The 21,354-nt window shown below is 63.5% G+C and carries 20 protein-coding genes; 5 read left to right on the forward strand and 15 right to left on the reverse strand.

Annotated elements, in window-relative coordinates:
- The first annotated feature begins 184 nt into the window (after positions 1 to 184).
- From ACEN9P_RS14245 to rfbC, 5 genes are all read left to right on the forward strand, one after another.
- On the forward strand, positions 185 to 2,170 hold the full coding sequence (locus ACEN9P_RS14245) for an SDR family oxidoreductase (protein WP_495619620.1): 1,986 nt from the start codon (positions 185 to 187) through the stop codon (positions 2,168 to 2,170).
- A gap of 108 nt (positions 2,171 to 2,278) precedes the next feature.
- Entirely contained in the window at positions 2,279 to 3,340 is a 1,062-nt protein-coding gene (rfbB, locus tag ACEN9P_RS14250) for a dTDP-glucose 4,6-dehydratase (RefSeq protein WP_495619621.1), read from the forward strand.
- Positions 3,341 to 3,348: 8 nt separating this feature from the next.
- Entirely contained in the window at positions 3,349 to 4,245 is an 897-nt protein-coding gene (gene rfbD, locus ACEN9P_RS14255; protein WP_495619622.1) for a dTDP-4-dehydrorhamnose reductase, read from the forward strand.
- A gap of 10 nt (positions 4,246 to 4,255) precedes the next feature.
- The gene (gene rfbA / locus ACEN9P_RS14260; protein WP_477663637.1) at positions 4,256 to 5,143 is read left to right on the forward strand and encodes a glucose-1-phosphate thymidylyltransferase RfbA; all 888 of its coding nucleotides are present in this window, start codon (positions 4,256 to 4,258) and stop codon (positions 5,141 to 5,143) included.
- A complete protein-coding gene (rfbC, locus tag ACEN9P_RS14265; protein ID WP_477663636.1) occupies positions 5,140 to 5,688 on the forward strand; it encodes a dTDP-4-dehydrorhamnose 3,5-epimerase in 549 nt (182 codons plus the stop codon). The genes rfbA and rfbC overlap by 4 nt, the downstream gene beginning before the upstream one ends.
- Positions 5,689 to 5,706: 18 nt before the next feature.
- On the opposite strand, the gene ACEN9P_RS14270 is transcribed toward rfbC, so the two are convergent.
- The 15 genes from ACEN9P_RS14270 to ACEN9P_RS14340 all read right to left on the reverse strand — a co-directional run bounded on the left by ACEN9P_RS14270 (position 5,707) and on the right by ACEN9P_RS14340 (position 21,120).
- Positions 5,707 to 7,662 carry a polysaccharide biosynthesis protein gene (locus ACEN9P_RS14270; RefSeq protein ID WP_477663635.1) on the reverse strand — a complete coding sequence of 652 codons (1,956 nt, stop codon included), beginning with the start codon at positions 7,660 to 7,662 and terminating at the stop codon, positions 5,707 to 5,709.
- Positions 7,663 to 7,692: 30 nt separating this feature from the next.
- A complete protein-coding gene (locus ACEN9P_RS14275) occupies positions 7,693 to 8,253 on the reverse strand; it encodes a sugar transferase (RefSeq protein WP_477663634.1) in 561 nt (186 codons plus the stop codon).
- A gap of 218 nt (positions 8,254 to 8,471) precedes the next feature.
- Positions 8,472 to 9,938 carry an aminotransferase class I/II-fold pyridoxal phosphate-dependent enzyme gene (locus tag ACEN9P_RS14280; protein ID WP_495619623.1) on the reverse strand — a complete coding sequence of 489 codons (1,467 nt, stop codon included), beginning with the start codon at positions 9,936 to 9,938 and terminating at the stop codon, positions 8,472 to 8,474.
- A gap of 1 nt (position 9,939) precedes the next feature.
- On the reverse strand, positions 9,940 to 10,572 hold the full coding sequence (locus ACEN9P_RS14285) for a NeuD/PglB/VioB family sugar acetyltransferase (protein WP_477663632.1): 633 nt from the start codon (positions 10,570 to 10,572) through the stop codon (positions 9,940 to 9,942).
- Complete coding sequence (neuC, locus tag ACEN9P_RS14290) at positions 10,562 to 11,695, reverse strand: UDP-N-acetylglucosamine 2-epimerase (protein WP_495619624.1); 1,134 nt, start codon at positions 11,693 to 11,695, stop codon at positions 10,562 to 10,564. The genes ACEN9P_RS14285 and neuC overlap by 11 nt, the downstream gene beginning before the upstream one ends.
- Positions 11,692 to 12,741 (reverse strand): N-acetylneuraminate synthase, encoded by a 1,050-nt coding sequence (neuB, locus tag ACEN9P_RS14295; RefSeq protein WP_495619625.1) that lies wholly within the window; start codon positions 12,739 to 12,741, stop codon positions 11,692 to 11,694. The genes neuC and neuB overlap by 4 nt, the downstream gene beginning before the upstream one ends.
- Positions 12,735 to 13,553, reverse strand: coding sequence for an SDR family oxidoreductase (locus tag ACEN9P_RS14300; protein ID WP_477663629.1), 819 nt, complete (start codon positions 13,551 to 13,553; stop codon positions 12,735 to 12,737). Before ACEN9P_RS14300 ends, neuB begins: the two co-directional genes overlap by 7 nt.
- 3 nt (positions 13,554 to 13,556) lie before the next feature.
- Positions 13,557 to 14,312, reverse strand: coding sequence for an acylneuraminate cytidylyltransferase family protein (locus tag ACEN9P_RS14305; RefSeq protein WP_477663628.1), 756 nt, complete (start codon positions 14,310 to 14,312; stop codon positions 13,557 to 13,559).
- Positions 14,272 to 15,321, reverse strand: a complete 1,050-nt coding sequence (locus ACEN9P_RS14310; protein ID WP_495619626.1) for a Gfo/Idh/MocA family protein — start codon at positions 15,319 to 15,321, stop codon at positions 14,272 to 14,274. The genes ACEN9P_RS14305 and ACEN9P_RS14310 overlap by 41 nt, the downstream gene beginning before the upstream one ends.
- Position 15,322: 1 nt before the next feature.
- Positions 15,323 to 15,970 (reverse strand): imidazole glycerol phosphate synthase subunit HisH, encoded by a 648-nt coding sequence (hisH, locus tag ACEN9P_RS14315; protein WP_495619627.1) that lies wholly within the window; start codon positions 15,968 to 15,970, stop codon positions 15,323 to 15,325.
- The gene (gene hisF / locus ACEN9P_RS14320; RefSeq protein ID WP_477663625.1) at positions 15,967 to 16,734 is read right to left on the reverse strand and encodes an imidazole glycerol phosphate synthase subunit HisF; all 768 of its coding nucleotides are present in this window, start codon (positions 16,732 to 16,734) and stop codon (positions 15,967 to 15,969) included. The genes hisH and hisF overlap by 4 nt, the downstream gene beginning before the upstream one ends.
- Entirely contained in the window at positions 16,727 to 18,046 is a 1,320-nt protein-coding gene (locus tag ACEN9P_RS14325; protein ID WP_495619628.1) for an N-acetyl sugar amidotransferase, read from the reverse strand. The genes hisF and ACEN9P_RS14325 overlap by 8 nt, the downstream gene beginning before the upstream one ends.
- Before the next feature lie 81 nt (positions 18,047 to 18,127).
- Positions 18,128 to 19,252 carry a non-hydrolyzing UDP-N-acetylglucosamine 2-epimerase gene (gene wecB / locus ACEN9P_RS14330; protein WP_477663623.1) on the reverse strand — a complete coding sequence of 375 codons (1,125 nt, stop codon included), beginning with the start codon at positions 19,250 to 19,252 and terminating at the stop codon, positions 18,128 to 18,130.
- Complete coding sequence (locus ACEN9P_RS14335) at positions 19,245 to 20,255, reverse strand: polysaccharide biosynthesis protein (protein ID WP_477663622.1); 1,011 nt, start codon at positions 20,253 to 20,255, stop codon at positions 19,245 to 19,247. Before ACEN9P_RS14335 ends, wecB begins: the two co-directional genes overlap by 8 nt.
- Entirely contained in the window at positions 20,248 to 21,120 is an 873-nt protein-coding gene (locus ACEN9P_RS14340) for a dTDP-4-dehydrorhamnose reductase family protein (protein ID WP_477663621.1), read from the reverse strand. The genes ACEN9P_RS14335 and ACEN9P_RS14340 overlap by 8 nt, the downstream gene beginning before the upstream one ends.
- Between the last annotated feature and the right edge of the window lie 234 nt (positions 21,121 to 21,354).

A 21,354-nucleotide genomic window follows, 5' to 3' on the forward strand; every position in this document is an offset into this window, starting at 1 on the left:
TTGCGCGGACAGTATGCCGCATAGACTGGAAAATATAAGCCTTCCCCGCGGCGGTGTTTAGGTGCCCCGCTCTATGGAAAAGCAGGCCCCGCGCCGCTGAGCGCGGGTTTCTGCTGAATAGGGAGTCATGCGGTTTAAGCAAGAATCAGTTTTTTGATCGACAGTTCAGCGGAGAAAACACAACATGCATTATTTCGTCACGGGGGCCACAGGCTTCATCGGCAAACGCCTGGTCAAAAAACTTCTGGAACGAAAAGGCACGACCGTTCATTTCCTGATCCGCCAGGAAAGCGCCGGCAAGGTCGCGGCGCTGCGGGAGTACTGGGGCGTGAGCGCCGCGCGGGCTGTCGCCATCCACGGCGACCTGACAAGCAAGAAGCTGGGCGTCAGCAGCGAGGACATCAAAAAGCTCAAGGGCCAGGTCGGGCATTTTTACCACCTGGCCGCCGTCTATGACCTGGGCGCCGACGAGCAAAGCCAGATCGCCGTCAACATCGAGGGCACGCGCAGCGCGGTGGAGTTCGCCAAGGCCATAGACGCCGGCCACTTCCACCATGTGAGCTCCATCGCCGCGGCCGGCCTCTATGAAGGCGTGTTCCGCGAGGACATGTTCGAGGAGGCCGAAAACTACGACCATCCCTACTTCATGACCAAGCACGAGAGCGAAAAAATCGTGCGCAAGGAATGCAAGGTGCCCTGGACGGTGTTTCGCCCCGCCATGGTGGTCGGCGACAGCACCACCGGCGAGATGGACAAGATCGACGGCCCCTACTACTTTTTCAAGCTGATCCAGCGCATGCGCCAGCTGCTGCCGCCCTGGATGCCGGCCGTGGGCCTGGAAGGCGGGCGCATCAACATCGTGCCCGTCGATTTTGTCGTCGACGCGCTGGACCACATCAGCCACAAGACCGGCATCGCCAAGAAGTGTTTCCACCTGGTGGACCCGGTGGGCTACCGCGTCGGCGACGTGCTGGACATCTTCAGCCGCGCGGCCCACGCACCCAAGATGAACCTGTTCATCAACGCCGCCCTGCTGGGTTTTATCCCGCGCGGCGTCAAGAAGAGCCTGATGGCGCTGGCGCCGGTGCGGCGCGTGCGCAACGCGGTGATGGCCGACCTGGGCCTGCCCGAGGACATGCTGACTTTCGTCAACTACCCGACGCGCTTTGACTGCCGCGACACCATGGCCGCGCTCAAGGGCGCCGGAATTGAATGCCCCAACCTCAAGGACTACGCCTGGCGCCTGTGGGACTACTGGGAGCGCCACCTGGACCCCGACCTGCACATAGACCGCTCGCTGCGCGGCACGGTGGGCGGCAAGGTGGTGCTGGTCACCGGCGGCTCGTCCGGCATAGGTCTGGCCGCGGCGCACAAGTTCGCCGAAGCCGGCGCGACCACCATCATCTGCGGGCGCGACCAGGACAAGCTCGACGAGGCCTGCAAGGAAGCCAAGGCCAAGGGCTACCAGTTCGTGGCCTACCCGGCCGACATCGCCGACATGGCCGACTGCGACCGCTTCCTCAAGCTGCTGGTCGCCAACCACGGCGGCGTCGACTTCCTGATCAACAACGCCGGCCGCTCGATACGCCGCGCGATCGAGGCCAGCTACGACCGCTTCCACGACTACGAGCGCACCATGCAGCTCAATTACTTCGGCTGCCTGCGCGTGACCATGGGGCTGCTGCCCGGCATGGCGGCCAAGCGCAAGGGCCATGTGGTCAACATCAGCTCCATCGGCGTGCTGACCAACGCGCCGCGCTTTTCGGCCTATGTGGCCTCCAAGGCCGCGCTGGACGCCTGGACGCGCTGCGCCTCGAGCGAGTTCGCCGACGTCGGCATCAGCTTCACCACCATCAACATGCCGCTGGTGCGCACACCCATGATTGCGCCGACCAACCTGTACAACAACGTGCCGACGCTATCCCCCGAAGAAGCCGCCGACATGATCGCGCAGGCCTGCATCTTCAAGCCGGTGCGTGTCGCCACGCGCCTGGGCATCACTGGCCAGCTGCTGCACGCGCTGGTGCCGCGCATCGCGCAGATCGCCATGAACACCAGCTTCCGCATGTTCCCCGACTCCTCGGCCGCCAAGGGTGAGAAGGGTGCCAAACCGCAGCTGTCCGCCGAGGCCGTGGCCATGCAGCAGATGATGCGCGGCATCCACTTCTAGCCGGGGCCGCGGCGGCCGCCGGCCGCCTTTTTCGGCCTTTCCGCCCGCAGGCCGGGGGCATAATATGAGCCGATGCCGCATTGCAGCGGCACAAGGAAGGGTGAGCTCATGATTTTGGTTACGGGGGGAGCCGGTTTTATCGGCGCCAATTTTGTTCTTGACTGGTTGGCGGGCAGCGACGAGCCGGTCGTCAACCTGGACAAGCTCACTTACGCCGGCAATATGGAAACCCTGGCGCCCCTGAAGGGCGACCCGCGGCATATTTTTGTCCGGGGCGACATCGGCGACAGCACCCTGGTCGCGGACCTGCTGGCCAGGCACAAGCCGCGCGCCGTCGTGCATTTCGCGGCCGAGTCGCACGTGGACCGATCCATCTCGGACCCGGAAGCCTTCATACAGACCAACATCGTCGGCACTTTTCGCCTGCTGGAGGCCGTGCGCCGCTACTGGTCGGCGCTGCCGGCCGGCGAGAAAGCCGCCTTCCGCTTTCTGCAGGTGTCCACGGACGAGGTGTACGGCTCGCTGCAGCCGGCCGACCCCGCCTTCAGCGAGGCCAACCGCTACGAGCCGAACAGCCCTTATTCAGCCAGCAAGGCGGCGAGTGACCACCTGACCCGGGCCTACCACCACACCTACGGCCTGCCGGTGCTCACCACCAATTGCTCCAACAATTACGGCCCCTACCATTTCCCCGAAAAACTGATCCCGCTGATGATCGTCAACGCCCTGGCCGGCAAGCCCCTGCCGGTTTACGGCGACGGCCAGCAGGTGCGCGACTGGCTGTACGTCAAGGACCACTGCAGCGGCATACGCCGCGTGCTCGAAGCCGGCAAACCCGGTGAGACCTACAACATAGGCGGCAACAACGAGAAGCCGAATATCGACATCGTCCACGCGGTGTGCGCCCTGCTCGACGAGTTGCGCCCGCGCACCGGCGGCAGCTACCGCGAGCAGGTGGCCTTCATCAAGGACAGGCCCGGCCATGACCGCCGCTACGCGATTGATGCCAGCAAGATGATGCGGGAACTGGGATGGAAGCCCGCCGAGACCTTTGAAACCGGCATCCGCAAGACCGTGCAGTGGTACCTGAACAACCCCGAGTGGGTCACGCATGTGCAAAGCGGCGCCTACCGCGATTGGGTCGAGGCCCAGTACGCGGCCGCGGCCTGAGCGCGCGCATGAAGATACTGCTTTTCGGCAAGAACGGCCAGGTCGGCTGGGAATTGCAGCGCAGCCTGGCGCCGCTCGGTGAGCTGGTTGCGCTGGACCGCCACAGCGCCGACTTTTGCGGCGACCTCGCCAGGCTGGACGGCATACGGGAGACGGTGCGCCAGGTCCGGCCTGATGTCATCGTCAATGCCGCCGCCTACACCGCCGTCGACAAGGCCGAAAGCGATGCGGACAACGCACGCATCATCAATGCCGAAGCTCCTGGCGTGCTGGCCGAGGCTGCCAGTGCCGCCGGCGCATGGCTGCTGCACTACTCGACAGACTATGTGTTCGACGGCAGCGGCAGCAAACCCTGGGAAGAGGGCGACCCGACCGGCCCGCTCAGCGTCTACGGCCGCAGCAAGCTCGAAGGCGAGCAGCGCATCGCGGCCCGGTGTGCCCAACACCTGATTCTGCGCACCAGCTGGGTTTATGCGGCGCGGGGCGGCAACTTCGCCAAAACCATGCTGCGCCTGGCTGCGGAGCGCGAGCGCCTGACCGTCGTGAGCGACCAGTTCGGTGCCCCTACGGGGGCCGACCTGCTGGCCGACGTCACGGCCCACATGCTGCGCAGCGCGCTGGCCGGTCCCAGGGCAGGATTTGCCGGCACTTATCACGTGGCGGCCGCGGGCGAGACTTCATGGCATGGTTATGCGCGTTTTGTCCTCGAATGCGCCGCGAAAGGCGGCAAGGCGCTCAGGGCGTCACCCGATGCCGTGGACCCTGTCCCCACATCGGCTTTCCCGACGCCGGCCGTACGCCCGCATAATTCGCGTTTGAACACCAGCAAACTCCGCGGTGCCTTTGGCCTGCGGCTTCCCGCATGGCAGCAAGGCGTGGCCCGCATGCTGGCGGAAATTACCTGATTACACCCACATGACTCAACGCAAAGGCATCATCCTGGCCGGCGGCTCCGGCACCCGCCTGCATCCGGCCACACTGGCCATCAGCAAACAGCTGCTGCCGGTGTATGACAAGCCCATGGTGTATTACCCCCTCAGCACGCTCATGATCGCAGGCATCCGCGAGGTGCTGATCATCAGCACGCCGCAGGACACGCCGCGCTTCCAGCAGCTTCTGGGGGATGGGTCGCAGTGGGGCATGAATCTTCAGTACGCCGTGCAGCCCAGCCCCGACGGGCTGGCCCAGGCCTTCATCATCGGGGAAAAATTCCTGGACGGCGCGCCCAGCGCCCTGGTGCTGGGGGACAACATTTTTTACGGCCATGACCTGCACAGGCTGCTCGGTGAAGCGGATGCCGAGACGTCGGGCGCGACGGTGTTTGCCTATCACGTGAAGGATCCCGAGCGCTACGGCGTGGTGGCGTTTGACGCCACCGGACGGGCTCGCAGCATTGAAGAAAAACCGGCCGCGCCAAAAAGCAATTACGCCGTCACGGGCCTGTATTTTTATGATGCCCAGGTCGTGGAGATCGCCAAGGCGATCAAGCCCAGCGCCCGCGGCGAGCTTGAAATCACCACGGTCAACCAGCATTACCTCGAACAGGGCCAGTTGAAGGTGCAAATCATGCAGCGCGGCTATGCCTGGCTGGACACCGGTACCCACGACAGCCTGCTGGACGCCAGCCAGTTCATCGCGACCCTCGAGCATCGCCAGGGGCTCAAGATCGCCTGCCCCGAGGAGATTTCCTGGCGCAACGGGTTTATTGATGACGCCCAGCTGCAGAAACTCGCGGAGCCGCTCGCAAAAAGCGGCTACGGCCAGTACCTGCAGCACCTCCTGAAAGAGAACGGCCGTTCATGAAAGTCACATCCACGCCCATTGCCGATGTGCTGATCATCGAGCCCAAGGTTTTCGGTGACTCGCGGGGCTTTTTCCTGGAAAGTTTCAACCAGCGCGCGTTCAATGCCGCGACCGGTACCGATTTCAATTTTGTCCAGGACAACCACAGCCGGTCGGCCAAAAACGTGCTGCGCGGCTTGCATTACCAGCTCGGACAGCCGCAAGGCAAGCTGGTCCGTGTGGTGAGGGGGGCGGTCTTTGATGTGGCTGTCGATATCCGCCCGGCATCGCCGACATTCGGCCAATGGTTCGGCCTGGAGCTCAGCGAGGAGAACCACCGTCAGCTCTGGGTGCCGCCCGGCCTGGCGCACGGCTTCCTGGTGTTGAGCGACAGCGCGGAATTTTTATACAAGACAACCGACTACTACGCACCCGAGCAGGAGCGCTGCATCGTGTGGAATGACCCCACGCTGGGGATCGCCTGGCCTTTGGAGGGCGGCTCCCCTTTGCTTTCGGGCAAGGACGCCGCGGGGCTGGCTTTCAAGGCGGCGGTGTCCGCGCCCTGACGCGCGGACAGAAGCTTCTTAAACGCTGGCCAGGCTGACGAGGTCGCTGTCCTGGGCGTCGGGCGTGAACCCGCTCACGTGTTTGAGCAGCAGCGTCCGCAAGGTGGCGGTATCGTTGGCTTTCACGGCCTGCTTGAGCAGCTCCAGGTCTCCCCGGAAATCCGCCCAGGGCACGAACTCCTCATGCGCCTTCAGGATGCGGGGATGGAGCGTTGCGACGGGGTTGTCGCCGATCAGCAGCTCTTCATACAGTTTTTCACCGGGACGCAAACCGGTGACCTCGATGGCGATGTCGCCGTCAGGGCGGTTTTCGTCGCGCACCGTGAAGCCCGAGAGCTTCACCATGCGGCGGGCCAGGTCGATGATGCGCACCGGCTGGCCCATGTCCAGCACATAGACCTCGCCGCCCTCGGCCATGGCGCCCGCCTGCAGCACCAACTGGGCGGCCTCCGGGATGGTCATGAAATAGCGCGTCACCTCGGCGTGCGTCAGGGTGATCGGGCCGCCGGCTTCAATCTGCCGCCGAAACAGCGGCACGACGCTGCCGCTGCTGCCCAGCACGTTGCCGAAGCGGACCATGGCAAAACGCGTGCGATTGCTGATGGCGGGGGCCCCGGGGCCGAAACCCGGAGCCGGCGTTGCCGAGAGTGCTTGCAGCACCATTTCGGCGAGGCGTTTGCTGGCGCCCATGACGTTGGTGGGCCGCACGGCCTTGTCGGTGGATACGAGGACGAAGTGGCTGACGCCGGTCTCTATCGCGGCGCGCGCCGCATTGAGCGTGCCCAGCACGTTGTTGGCGACGCCTTCGGCGGGATTGTGTTCGACGAGCGGCACATGCTTGTAGGCGGCCGCGTGGTAGACGGTATGCGGCTGGTAGGCCCGGCAGATTTCGAGCATGCGGCCGTAGTCGCGGACGTTGGCCAGCAAGGGCGCCAGCTCTATGGTGGCGCCCTCGCGGTCCGCGATGCGTTGGCACAGGTGCTGGAGCTCCTGGTGGATGCTGTAGAGCCCGAACTCGCTGTGTTCGACAAGAATCAGCCGGGCGGGCTTTTCCTGCAGGATCTGGCGGCACAGCTCGCTGCCGATGCTGCCTGCCGCGCCCGTGACAAGCACCACCTTGCCGAGCAGGTTGCGGGCCAGCAAGGCGCGATCCGGCGGCACCGCATCCCGTCCCAGCAAATCTTCAACGTCCAGATCCTTGATGTCCGCCAGCGCCACGCGGCCGTGGGCCAGATCGGTCAGGCCTGGAAGGGAGCGAACGTGCACCGGCAGGGGCTGCAGCTCATTGAGTATCTCGTTGCGGCGTGTGCGGGTGATGGATGGCAGGGCCAGCAATATGTCGGTGATGCCGTGGGCACTCACTATGGCGCTCAGGTTTGCCGGCGCATAAACCGGAACGCGGTTGATGGTCAGTCCCTGCAAGGAAGGGCTGTCATCCACAAACCCGAGCAGCTTGAATTCGTGCGAAGTGGCGATGGCATTGGCGATTTGAACGCCGGCGGATCCCGCGCCATAGATCAGCAGATGGCTCACCGGCATGCTGCGGCGCTGGCCGGCGGAAAGGCTGCTCAGCCACTGCCGGGCGACGGCGCGGCTTGCGCCCACCATGAGAACCAGGATCAGCGGCTGCAGGAGTCCGATGGAGCGCGGGACATCCGGCCACCCCGCAACGATCAGCACGCCGAAGAACAGGATGGCATACAGCAGCACGGCGACGGCCAGGGCACGCATGGCGGCCATACCGCTGTGGCGAAACACGGCCCGATACAGGCCGTTGCGCCAAAAAATCGGCGCCGCCAGAACCGGTGCCAGCGCATACGGCCACCACTGGTGAACGCTGTAGGGCCAGTGCCAGGTGTCCAGTCGCAGGGAGTAGGCGCACCATACGGCCACGACACCCATCACCGCGTCGGCCAATAGCACAACGAGCTGCTTGACGCGCCGCGGCTGGCTCAGAAGTTTATTTCTTATCATAGGATCTGACTCAAAACATGGATGGCACCGTCAGTGCGAAACACCTTCGCGGCGAAGCACTTTCACGGCGGTTAACCAGAGGATGCGGACATCGAGCCACAGCGACCGGCGACGCAGGTATTCGGCATCCAGCGCGACTTTTTCAGGTATCGGCAGCTCGTCACGGCCGTTGATCTGCGCCCAGCCCGTGAGCCCCGGCACCAGCGCGTCTATGCCTTGCGCCGTGCGCAGGGCGATCAGGTCGGCCTGGTTGAACAGCGCCGGCCTCGGCCCCACGAAACTCATGTCGCCGGTAAGAATGCTCCACAGCTGGGGCAACTCATCGAGGCTGCTTTTGCGTAAAAAAGGCCCGATCGGCGTTAAATGCGCTTGTGGATCGGCCAGCAAATGCGTGGCGACGGCCGGCGTGCCCACGCGCATGCTGCGGAACTTGGGCATCCGAAAGATCTTGTTATGACGACCGACACGGTCGGACCAGTAAAGGGCCGGGCCGGGCGATGTCAGGCGAACCAGGGCCGCCACCGCCAGAATCGGCAAGGCCAGAATACAAGCCAGAAATATGGCAAACGCCAGGTCAAACACTCGCTTCAAGAAAAACATCCAAAAAAAAGTTCTGCACGAAGCCGTTTTTCGATGAGTGCTCATCCCCCCGTCAGCGGGCCTTCGGGCGTTAAATACTCCTCGCGCCTCGGATACCGGGCGTGGTGCCGTGCACCAGCCCGCGAAGCAGCCTAGGGATTATCGGTGAAAAGTCCCTGCCGCCATGCTTGTTTCACCGGGTGCGTTTCGAGGGCAAGCCCCCCTCTTGCTCAGCGCAGGATTTTTCGGACCGTCTCGACGATGCGCGCAATCTGCGATTCACTCATGTTCGATCCTGAAGGCAGGCATATGCCGTGCTCGAACAGGCGGTCCGAAACCGATTTTTCCGGCTCCGGGAAGTAGCGGCAATGGGCGAAAACCGGCTGCAGGTGCATGGGTTTCCACAGGGGGCGCGCTTCAATCAGTTCCCCGGCCAGGCGTTTGGTGAGTTCCTGGCTGTTGATGCCGACGGAGGGATCGATGACACAGGCGGTCAACCAGTGGGTCGAGTAGCTCCACTCCGGCTCCGGCATCCACTGGATTTCGGAGACGCCTGAAAAAGCGCTCTTGTAGGCCTCGAAGACCGCCCGGCGCGCCGCAACGCGCTCACCCAGCACCTTGAGCTGCCCGCGCCCGACGCCCGCAAGAATATTGCTCATGCGGTAGTTGTAGCCGATCTGGCTGTGCTGGTAGTGCGGCGCGGGGTCGCGGGCCTGCGTGGCCAGGAAGCGGGCCTTCGCGATGAGCTCCTTGTCGTCGGAGACCAGCATGCCGCCACCCGAGGTGGTGATGATCTTGTTCCCGTTGAATGAATAGACGCCGAGCTTGCCGAAACTGCCGCTGGCCCTGCCTTTGTAGCGCGCGCCCAGCGATTCGGCCGCGTCCTCGAGCACGGGCACGTTGTGCGCGTTGCAGATGTCGATCAGGCGGTCCATGTCGGCGCTTTGGCCGTACAGGTTCACCACGATGACCGCCTTGGGCATCCAGCCTTCGCGCTTGGCCGTGTGGAAGGCGCTTTCAAGCGCCGCCGGGGACATGTTCCAGCTCTCCTCATCGGAGTCGATGAAGACCGGTTCGGCGCCCTGGTAAACAATGGGATTGGCGCTTGCCGAAAAAGTCAGCGTGGAGCAAAAGACCTTGTCGCCCTTTTGCACCCCCAGCAGGATAAGGCCGAGATGAATCGCCGCAGTTCCCGAGGACAGCGCGGCCGCGTACCTGACGCCGACCAGCTCGGCCAGTTCCTGCTCGAACCCGTCCACATTGGGCCCCAGCGGTGCAATCCAGTTGGTGCGGAAGGCTTCTTCGACAAACTCCCTTTCCGCGCTTCCCATGTGGGGCGTTGAAAGCAGGATCTGCTCGTCGATCACCTTGCGATCCAGTATTTCGACGACCCTGCCGGAATCGTCCACCACGGGGAGGTGGTTGATGGCATGGCGGTTCATCAGGTCGAGCGCCTCCCGCCTCGAGGCCCGCGTATTGATGACTTGCGACTTGATGGACGGCAGCGAGGCGATGGTGTCCTCCAGTTGCGCGCCGGCAAGCACCAGGCGGCGCAAGTCGCCGTCGGTGACGGTTCGCTCAAACAGGCCGTTCCCGTCGGTCAGCAGCAGTATGCCCAGGCCGGCCTGATCGAGGATTGACAAGGCTTGACGCAGCTTGGCATCACGCGTGATCGACACATTCTGGATATTCGTCACCTCAGCTCCTAGCCGTATTCCGGGCCGGAACTCCGACCCATGTTTCACCCGCATTGATGTTCGCGGTGACCACCGCGCCCGCGCCGACCACCGCGCCGTCGCCGATGGACAGGCCCGGCAGTACTTTGGCGCCCGCGCCGACCAACACGCCCGCGCCGACCACGACGCCGCCGCTGAGCGCCGCGTTGGGCGCGATATGCGAGAAGTCGCCCACCACGCAGTCGTGGTCCACGACCGCGCCGTGGTTGATGATAACGCTGTGCCCGAGTGAGGCGGCCGCCGCGACCACGGAGTGCGCGGCCAGGAAGGAGCCGTCCCCGATACGGGCGAAGCGCGAAACGCTGGATGCCGGATGAACGATGGACAGCGGGAGCGCCTTGATGTCGAGCAGGGCGGCGAAGAGCCGCCGGCGCGCCTGGCCGCTTCCGATGGCGAGGTGAAAGGGCCGGCCTTGCATTTCCTCGGCGACCGCCGGCACCTCGATCGGGTATCCCAGAAGCCGCTGCCCCTGCAGCTGTTGTGCGCCATCCCGCACGCGGACGTCGTACGCCAGGGCATCGGACGACAGCAGCGCGTCCAGCACGACCTTTGCGTGCCCGCCGGCGCCTATCAGGTAGAGCAATTTAGTAGGCATTCGATTTCATCATCACCGATGGGTCGAGTGGAAGGGTCTCAATCAGCCGGGCGATGCGTTCAACGCTGCGGCCGTCACCGTAAATGTTGCGGCGCTCATAGCGGCCGTGCGCCAGGGCCCGCTCCACGGCTTTGCCTATGGCCGCCGGGTCAACGGCAACATCCGTGACATTGGCGTTGCGTTCACGCAGGTTCTGCCGTGAGCCGATGTTGACGACGGGCGTGCCGAACGAGGCCGCCTCGATAATGCCCGCGCTCGAGTTGCCTACCATGAGGTCCGCCGCGGCCATCCATGAAACAAACAGTTCCCGGGGGAAATGCGTCACGACCCGGACGTCGCCGTGGGCCGCGTGCGCGTCGAGGGCGGCGCGAATCTGGTCGCTGCCGGCGTCCGAGTTCGGCTTCAGGGCCACCAGCTGGAGCCCGCGCGCCAGCAAGGTGTCGAGGATCCCCGTGGTGCCGGCGCCGGCATTTTCCGTTTCCTGCACGACGGGGTGGTACACCATCAAGGCAACCGGCCGGGCCGGGTCCAGCCCCGCATCCCGGAGCAGCTTTTCCCGGCTGTGCAGTGCCAGTGCCTCTATGCCGTCCAATCCCGGTGCGCCGGTCAGGTACACATGGGCGGCCTGCTCCCCCATCCGCACCAGCCGGTCGCGCGATTCGCTGGTCGACACGAAGTGAAAGTGCGAGAGCTTGGAAATCGCGTGGCGTATGGATTCGTCGATGGTGCCGGACCGCTCGCCTCCGTGAATATGCACCACGGGAATGTTCAGGTGCACGGCCGAGATGGCGCCTGCAAGCATCTCACCCCGGTCGCCCAGAACCAGGACCAGGTCCGGTTTGATGTCCAGGAACGCATCGACGAAGCCGGCCACCATTTTCCCGAGGTTTCGAGCCATGGTGGCGCCGGTCGCGCTCGCCAAGTCGACATCCACTACGGCATTGACCGGCAGGCCCGCGGCTTTGATATCGTCGGCCGTGCTGCCGTATTTGTCCGACAGATGCATGCCGGTGACGACGATGGACAGTTCCAGGGCCTGCGAGTCGCGCAGCGCCGCCAGGGTGCCGCGCATCAGGCCAAAGTCGGCCCTGGTGCCCGTGATGTAGCAAACCTTGCGTTTCATCGCAGGTCCGGCCAGCCCAGCGTGGCCCCCGCGTCGATGTCATGCGCGGCCTGCTTGCCGAGCACCTTTGGAAGGTCGCCCGGTGGGATGCCTGTGCCGGGCCGCAGCAAGACAAGGTCCTCCGCGGTAATGGCCTGGCCGGCCCGTATGGGCCTGGCCGCGGTGACGCTGCGCCGCACCAGCGCGCGAACCGGCAACTCCGAGGCAGTAGGCTGTTTGACCGGGGAACCCAGGGCGGCCTCGACATCACGGATTTGCCTGACCAGTTGCCCGAGCTCTTCGGGCGAGAGCGATGCCTTGTGGTCGGGCCCGGGCATGGAACGGTCCAGCGTGAAGTGTTTTTCAATGACCGTCGCACCCATGGCCACCGCCGCCGTGGACACCGCCAGGCCGAGGGTGTGGTCGGAATAGCCGACCGGCACCGCCACATCGCGGGCGATGCTTTGCATGGCGCGCAGGTTCACATCGCTGCATTCGGCCGGGTAGTTGGACGTGCAGTGCAGAATCGTCAGCACCTGCGCCAGGGGTTGCCTGAAGCCCTTGCTCTTGCGCGTGGCTTCAATCACCTCGACCGCGCGCCGGATTTCGTCCATGGACGCCATGCCGGTGGAGACAATCAGCGGCACGTCCTTGGCCGCCAGAAAAGCCAGGAAGGGCTCGTTGGTGATTTCCCCGGAGGGAACCTTGATGCGCTTCATGCCCAAGGCCAGCAGGAAATCGGCCGCCGCCTCGTCAAAAGGCGTGGACATGAATTCGATGCCCATCTCGGCACAGCGCGAGAAAAGCCCGCGGTGCAATTCCTCCGACATCTCCAGCGCCTTCAGCATGGCATGCTGGTCGCCGTCCCCGGTCTCCCGTTTCTGGTACTCGGCCTTTTCGGCGCCGGGCGCGACGAGCTTGTCCGCCGAGAAGCTCTGGAACTTGACGGCGTCCGCACCGCAGCGCGCCGCCGTGTCCACCAGCTCCATCGCCAGTTTTGGGTCGCCGTTGTGGTTGACGCCCGCTTCCGCAATGATGAAGGTTTTCTGGGGGGCGATGTTCACCATGCTGTCCACCCGCCGTCGACCATCAGGTTTTGCCCGGTCACCCACGCCGAAAGGTCGCTCGCGAAATAGGCGGCCGCTCCCTTGAAGTCTTCTTCGCGGCCCATGCGGCGCATCGGCGTTCGCTCGATATAACGCTGCTGGAATGCTTCGGGCTGGTTTCGCGCGACTCCACCGGGGCTGATGCAGTTCACCCGGATGTCCGGGGCCAGCACCGTGGAAAGCCAGCGCGTGATCTGGACAAGTCCGCCTTTGCTGGCGGCATAGGCCGCGGGGTTGCCCATGGCGGTTCCCTCGTACAGGGCCAGGTCCGGCCCCACAACCCCGTAGATGGAGCTCACATTGATGATGGAGCCCTTGCCGCTGGTTTTCAGCAAGGGGGAGAGCACTTGCGAAAGATGGAATGCGGCGGTGAGGTTGACCTCCACCGCGCGGCGCCATGTGCCGATCTCCTGCTCTTCGAAGGGCACGACCCAGCCGGTCAATGTGCTGTCGCCCACAAAACCGGCGTTGTTGACCAGTATGTCGGCGCGTCCGAATTTCCGGGCCACCCATGCCGAAACGTCTTTGCGCTCGTCTTCTGATTCAAGGTCGATCAGCAGCTGTTCGACGGGCCTGTTCCATTTGGCGCGCAGCCGGCCCGCGGCTTTTTCCAGCGCCTCGGCATTGCGGTCCAGCAGGCATACCGAGCAGCCCAGCTCGGACAAGGCGGACGCCACGGCTTCGCCGAGGTGCCCCGCGCCGCCGGTGATGACGGCCACGCGGCCCGACAGGTCCATCAGGGTCGATATCGAGCGAGATTCTTCTGCTGCCATGGTCTAAACATTCCCGGTTTGCGAGGCCCTGATTTTTGCAATGGCCTCTGCCAGCATGAAATCGTAGGGTGTGTCGATGTCCAATGCCCGCTCAGGCGGCACTTTCACGGTTTTGATGCGGCCTTCAAAAATCCCGTTTGCCTTCAGGATGAATGAGGGCCTCGCGGCGTAGGCGACGGTCGTGATGTCGTAAACCACCGGCGCATCCTGCCTGCGGGTAATGCTTGCCTGGGGTTTGATCACCAGGCCGGCATATCCTTCGGGGTCGAGCGCGACCATATTGAAATAAGGGCTGCGGTCGGCATCCTTGACCGTGATCACGATATCGGCCGCGGGATCTTCCGCCAGCGCGTGGATGCACGATTCAACGTCCTGCCGGTTGCGAAAGGGCGAAGTGGGCGGCAGGCTGACGAACAGGTCGAAAGCGCCCCTTTCCTTTTGCACCCATTCGATCGCATGGCGCCAGGCCAGCCATTCCGGGCTTGAATCGGCCGCCAGTTCAGCCGGCCTGATGAACGGCACTTCGGCGCCGTGCTCGCGGGCAACGGCGGCAATCGCCGCGTCGTCGGTGGACACGATCACGGTCTCTATGCCGGGGCATGATCGCGCGACCGCGATCGAATGGGCGAGCAGCGGTTTGCCGTCGAGCATCTTGATGTTCTTGCCGGGGACACCCTTGGAGCCGCCGCGTGCGAAGATGAAGGCTATTGTGCGCAATTCAGGTTCCCGTGTATCCATGGACAGGTACAGCCGCGCCATGTTGCATGGACGCCCTGGCTGCTTCCACAATCGCCAGCACATCATATCCCTGCGCGCCGTCGCACAGGGCCGGCTCCCGGCGGTGTGCGCAGTCCAGGAAGTGGCGCAGTTCGGCGAGGTACATGCCGTTGCGGTCCGCTTGCGCGTGGCCGTCGATGTGTTGCCAGGCGCCCGCCTCGGCGGAAAATACATCGATCCGGTCGGTGATGCCGTTCCAGACCAGGGTCCCCTGGTCGCCGATGAACTTGCAGCTGCGGGAGGGCGAGCGCTGCAGGAAATCCAGGTGGATATTGATCAGGCGGGCGGGGTCCTCGTATTCCAGGCAAAGCTCGACCATGTCCTCCACGTCGATTTCCAGTTCGCTGTAGCGGCCGCCGCGGGCGCTGACGCGAGACGGCATGCCGAACATCCAGTACAAGTAATCGATTTCGTGGCTGAGCTCCAGCAGCGCGCCGCCGCCAAGCGCCCGCCGGGCGGAAACATTTTCCTGGTAACGCGTTCCCGGCCGCCAGTCCGGAAGGTATTGCCCGACCTCCGCGCGCACGCCGCGGACGCGGCCGATGGCCCCGCTATCCAGCAGCCTTTTGCATTCCACCAGGGAGGGCAGGAAGCGCAGGTTGTAGCCGACCATCAGTGGTATGCCCGCCTGGGCGCAAGTGGCCAGCAGGGAGGCCAGGCCCGCGCTGGTGTGCGCAATCGGTTTTTCCACCAGCAGGGCGATGCCGGCGGCCGCCAGCGCCGCCGCGACCTCCAGGTGGGTCGACGCGGGCCCCGCGACAATGGCCGCCGAGGGAGCGAATGCCAGGGCCTGCGGGAGGGAGAAAAACTGGTGATCGGCGCCTGCCGGCACGGCGCTGCCGCTGTCCGTGGCATGCAGCCGCAGCACGCCGATCTGGGCGTGCGGGCAAAGCTGCCGCAGGTTGGCCAGGTGCCGCCGGCCTATGCTGCCAAGGCTGACAATCAGGTATTTTTCGCAAGCATCGGCGAGGGCTGGGCGCGCCGCGGGCATATCAAAGGGCAAGAAAGCTGCGCACCATCGCCAGTCCGATTTCACCGCTTCGCTCAGGATGAAATTGGGTGGCGACGATGTTGTCGCGTTTGACCGCCGCGCAAATGCGGTGCCCGCCGTACAGGCAGTCGGCGAGCCGGTCGCTGCCCTGCTCGGGGTAGGCCGCAAATGAGTGGACAAAATACACGGCGGGACGGGCGGCCTCGAACGGCTCGAGAAACGTGCCTTGCCAGCTGCGGCCGGTTTCGGGATGGACCAGGTGGCCCCAGCCGATATGGGGCACGCGTTGCATCTGGCCGGACGTTGTGGTGTTGGGCACGGCCTTGACCCTGCCGGGCAGTATGCCCAGCCCCTTGTGCTCGCCGAACTCCTCGCTCACGTCAAACAGCATCTGCATGCCGACACAGATCCCGAACAGGGGGCGGCCGGATCCGGCGTAGCGCTTGATTTCATCGGCGAAACCGCGCCGCGTCAGTTCGTTGATGCTGTCCTCGAACGCGCCGACTCCCGGCACCACCAGGCGCTGCGCGCCGGCGATTTCACTGGGGTCTTCGGTGATATGCACGTCGGCGCCGCAGTGCTGGAATGCCCGGGCCACATTGAGCAGATTGCCCACGCCATAGTCCGCGATGGTGATCTTTGGGGTCATGCTTGGACGTCCCTTACGTTCAGGCCCGCCTTCAGCGCCGCAGCGCGTATGTCCGGCAGCGACAGCCGCTTGTAGTGCAGCACGTCGGCCATGGCCACCGCATCCGCTCCTCCCGATTTGGCCGCATCAATCAGGTGCTCGACCGTTCCCATCCCGCCGCTGGCGATCACGGGAATGGGAACAGCCTGGCTGATCTGGCGTATCAGGTCGACTTCGAAGCCTTTGCGCGTTCCTTCGCGGTCCACGGAGGTCAGCAGAATCTCGCCGGCGCCGAGTTCCACGCCCTTGCGCGCCCATTCGATGACGTCGAGGCCGGTTCGTTCACGGCCGTTGTCGGTGTAGGCTTCCCATTTGCCGGGGGCGGTCAGCTTGGCCTCGATCGACAGCACCATGGCCTGCGAGCCGAAGCGGCGCGAGACCTTGGTGATCAGGCTGGGATCGGCCACGGCGGCGGTATTGATGGCGACCTTGTCGGCGCCCGAACGCAGGATGTGGCGGGCGTCGTCCACGGAGCGGATGCCGCCGCCGACCGTGATCGGAATGTAGACCTGGTCCGCGGCGCGGCGGATGATGTCGCTGAGATTGTTGCGCCCATACAGGCTGGCCACGATGTCCATGTAGACGAGCTCGTCGGCGCCGGCTTCGTAGTAACGCAAGGCGAATTCCTGCGGGTCGCCCATCACCCGCAGGCCTTCCAGCCGGATCCCTTTGATCAGGTTGGGGCCCTTGATATCCAGGCGGGGAATCAGGCGTACATTACCCATGCCACACCGCGTGCCGTAGTTTCCACTGCCCGTCTTCCCATTTCCACAGGTGGGGCGAGCGGAAGGTGTCCGCCAGTTTCATGAAGTACTCCCTGTCCAGCACGGGCTGCTCGAACATCGCGCTGGCAGCTTCCCCAAATTCCTTGGACGGGATGCTGAGGTAGCGGAATATTTCATCGGCAAAGCGCTCCGGGAATTCGTGGTCGAAGCGCTTGACCAGCGCCACCCCTTCCTCGCGCGTGATGTCGCCCGAGCGAATCTCCTGGGCGGCGTCATAGGTGGCGCGGCCCAGGCCGAACTTCACGCCGGTCGTGTAGTAGTGGAAGTCGTCGATGCGATCGTCGATGCTGTTGTATTTGCTGTAGGTACCGGGCGTGCGCTCGGGGGAGGCCTCGAAGCCGCCGTGCTCGACCGCATAGTAGTAGCAGCTCTGGGGATGCCATTTAAGGTAGTAACCCAGGTAGTGCACTTCCACCTTCTGCTCTTCGATCTGGTTCGGGTCGGCCGGCAGGTAAGGCAGCAGGTCCTGGTGCTCCACCCCGAAATGTTGCTTCAAGTCCGGCACGCTGACGCCGCCCAGGCTGACTTTCGACTGGTCCGCCGCGGTGAAGTAAGACCAGTCGCGCTTGGCCGTTTCGGTATCGCCGATCGGGTTGCCGTACTCGGCTTCGTTTTCGCCATAGAACACCAGCGGAATCTTGTGCAGCAATGCCATTTTCGGCGCAAGCGCCTTCTGGCCGAACATGAAGGCCTGAAAAGGGTGGAACAGGTTGTCCACCGCCAGGCGCGTGAGCAGGCGGTGCACGCGGCCATTGGGCGTCATCAGCAGGTTGTCATGGCCCGCGTGGATCCAGCTTTGAAAGTTCTTCCATCCCCAGTCGGTGTAAACGTGCGGCGCCCAGGTGACCGTCAGGGGGTGCATGCCGTATTTGGTGCGCAGGATGTGCGAGGCGTAAAAACTGTCCTTGCCCCCCGAGCCCGGCACGATGCAGTCGTAGCTGCCGTCGGTGCTGCGATGGCGATTGCACAGCTCAATCAGGTTGCGTTCCCGCTCTTCCCAGTCGATGGTGGCCTTCTTTTTCTCGGCGAAGTTGCATGCATCGCAAACACCATGCTCGTCGAAGTTAATGGTTTTTTTCTTCGAATCCTTGGTGTGGCTGTATTCGACCGCCGAATTGGGCCGCTGGTTGGAGATCACGCATTTCACGCAAAACTCGACCTCCTCGGGCAGCCCGTATTTCGCCTTGAGGTGACCATTTTCGCCGGTAAAGTCCGCTTTGACGATGTCTTTGGGGTAAGGAATTTTTTCCATGGTTCTCTCAATTTGAAAATTTGATTCTTGCTTGCGTTGCGTTACTGGCGCAGACGGAGGGGCTGTTCCAAGGGCTTGCGTTCACCGGGACCACACCGTCCGGTTCACATAGTCGGTATAGCTGAGCACAATCCTGACAACCTGCTTGGACACCGCTCCACCCTGATAGTCGGGAACCACCGCCATCACGCGGCTCTCGCGGTCGTGCTGGTTCGTCACGACACGAATCGCGTCCAGCACGCGGTCCTTCTTCAGGCCGCTCATGACCAGGGTGCCTTCGTCCATGCCTTCGGGGCGCTCGTGGGCGTTCCGGATTGTAATTGCCGGCAGATTCAGCAAGGAAGCTTCCTCGGTGATGGTTCCGCTGTCCGAGAGGACGCAGAAAGCCGCCATCTGCAGGTGGATGTAATCGAGCAGGCCGAAAGGCTTGGAAAACCGGATCAGGGGATGATCCAGGGATTTGCCCAGGGCTTCAAGCCGCTTGCGCGTACGCGGATGGGTGGAGACGATGATCGGGTACTGGTAGGCATCCGCGAGTGCATGCAGGGTGTCCAGAAAGTCGACGAGGTTTTCCGCCGTGTCGACGTTCTCCTCGCGGTGCGCGCTCACGATGAAAAACCGGTTCTTCGTGAGGTTTTCGCGCGCCAGCACGGTGGACGCCAGAATCCCGGGCATGTAGTGCGCCAGCACCTCTTCCATGTGGGAGCCGGTCTTGATGATGGTTTCCGGGCGGATGCCCTCCGCCAGCAGGTACCTGCGGGCGTGCTCGGTCAGCACCAGGTTGATGTCGCTCAGGTGGTCGAGCACCTTGCGATTGAGCTCTTCCGGCACCCGCTGGTCGAAACAGCGGTTGCCCGCCTCCATGTGGAACACGGGGATCTTGCGGCGCTTGGCGGCGATCACGGCAAGGCAGGTGTTGGTGTCGCCGTACAAAAGCAGCGCGTCGGGTTTCTCCGCGGCAAAGACGGCGTCCGCCTTGGCGATGATTTCCGAGATCATCTGCGCGGGCGTCTCGCCGCTTGCCTCGAGAAAGTGATCGGGCTTGCGGATGCCCAGCTCATCGAAAAAAACCTGGTTCAGCTCGTAGTCGTAGTTCTGCCCCGAATGCACCAGGACATGCGCGACCTGCTTGTCGAGCTCCGCGATGACCCGGCTCATCTTGATCAGTTCAGGCCGGGTGCCGACCAGCGTCATGACTTTAAGCACCAAGCATCTCCTGGATGTAGCTGAGCTTGAGCAGCACCGATTTGATTTGCGGCACGTCAAGCCGCTCGGTGTTATGCGAGGTGTAGTCGTCCAGGTCGGAGATGTTTTGCTCTCCCTCGACAAAGTATTTCTTGTAGTTGAGGTCGCGGTTGTCCGCCGGAATGCGGTAATAGCGGCCCATGTCTTCGGCCTTCGCCATTTCCTCCCTGGAAATCAGCGATTCGTAGAGCTTTTCGCCGTGGCGCGTGCCGATGATGTTCACCGGCGCTTCGCGGCCGAAAAGCTCTTGCAGCGCCTGGGCCAGGTCGGCGACCGTGGAGGCCGGGGACTTCTGAATGAAGATGTCGCCCTGCTGGGCGTGTTCAAACGCATGCAGGACGAGATCGACGGAGTCCTCGAGCGACATCAGGAAGCGGGTCATCTTCGGGTCGGTCAAGGTCAGCGGCTGGCCGGCGCGGAGCTGGTTCACGAACAGCGGGATGACCGAACCCCTCGAAGCCATCACATTGCCGTAGCGGGTGGCGCAAATGACCGGGCCCGATTCGGGAATCATGCGGGAGCGCGCCACCATGAGTTTTTCCGCCATGGCCTTGGAGATACCCATCGCGTTGATGGGATACACGGCCTTGTCGGTGCTCAGCACCACCACCCGTTTCACACCGGAGGCGATGGCGGCGTTCAGGACGTTCTCGGTGCCCAGCACGTTGGTCCGCACGGCCTCCATGGGGTAAAACTCGCAGGAGGGCACCTGCTTGAGCGCCGCGGCGTGAAACACATAGTCAACGCCGACCATCGCCTGCGTGAGGCTTTCGCATGAGCGCACGTCGCCGATGTAGAACTTCACCTTGTCGTTGCCGAGCTCGATGCGCATGTCCTCCTGCTTTTTTTCGTCGCGGCTGAAGACCCGGATTTCCTTCACGTCCGTGGCGAGAAAGCGCTTGAGCACCGTATTGCCGAAGGACCCGGTCCCACCCGTGATCAAGAGGACTTTGTTGTCAAACATCGCGGGATACCTCGTAGCGGTGCATGGTCTCAACGAGATCGGGCCAAGGCGGCGGGGTGTAGCCGGTTGCCGCGTTGAAACGCTGCGCATTCAATGAACGATCGATCACCAGCCGTGAGTCCGGGGTGATCTCGATTTTTTTTCCGTAAGCGGCTGCAACCATGGTGAGGAGCTCATATTTGTTGATGGGGGACGACGCCACATGGTAGAGGCCGTGCAGCTCGGGCCTGGGCAGAACGACGTCCCGGACAAGGCGGGCCAGCTCCACGGTGGGCAGGCCCGAGAAAATCGCCTTGTCATAGCCCTTGCAACTGCCCTGCTGCTGCAGGAACCAGCCGATCAGGCCGTTGGCGCCGGCCAGCTCGTGCCCGATGATGGAGGTCCTCAACGTGATCGCGTGCGGGTAGTCCACCTCGCCCAGCAGCTTGGAGCGGCCGTACAAGTCCTCCGCGTCGGGCGCATCGCTCTCGAGGTAGCCGCCTTTTTTTCCCGAAAAAACGCAATCGGTGCTGACGTGCACCAGCCGCGCGCCCGCCAGCTCGCACAGTCGCGCTATGCGGTGCGGCAGCAGGGCGTTGACCGGAATGGCGCTGAGCGCATCACCGGCATGCGACAGCTGTTTGATCAGGCCGATGCAGTTGATCACCACCTGCGGCCGCACGGTCTGGAACAGCTGGATCAGCGAGTCGGGGTTTTCAACGTCCCCCCCGACCACAAGGTGTTTGCGCAGGTTCGGCGGGAACAGGGCCTTGCTGGCATTGGAGCGGATGGCACCGACAACCTGATGCGCGCCGGATTCTGCGAAAACCCGCAAGGCGGCGCTACCCAGCATTCCGCTTGCGCCAAGAATCAGTACTGTGCTCATCGATTGATTGGGTGTTCCCGCTTCAAAAAATGAGGCGGGCGGTGAATATGCTCTGTCATGTAAGACGGGAATCCAAATGGGGCGCCACGAGGGTTTAACTACACCTTGAACTGAACGCGCGCCTGAAGATCGGCTTCTTCCGGCACGCTTTCAGCTGAAATTCAGAGATGGATCCCGGTGGCTTGGTCCAAGCCCACATGGTGCGCCGCCGCCGGCCACCCCGGATCGGCCGCG

The organism is Polaromonas sp. Polasp52, assembly GCF_059491565.1.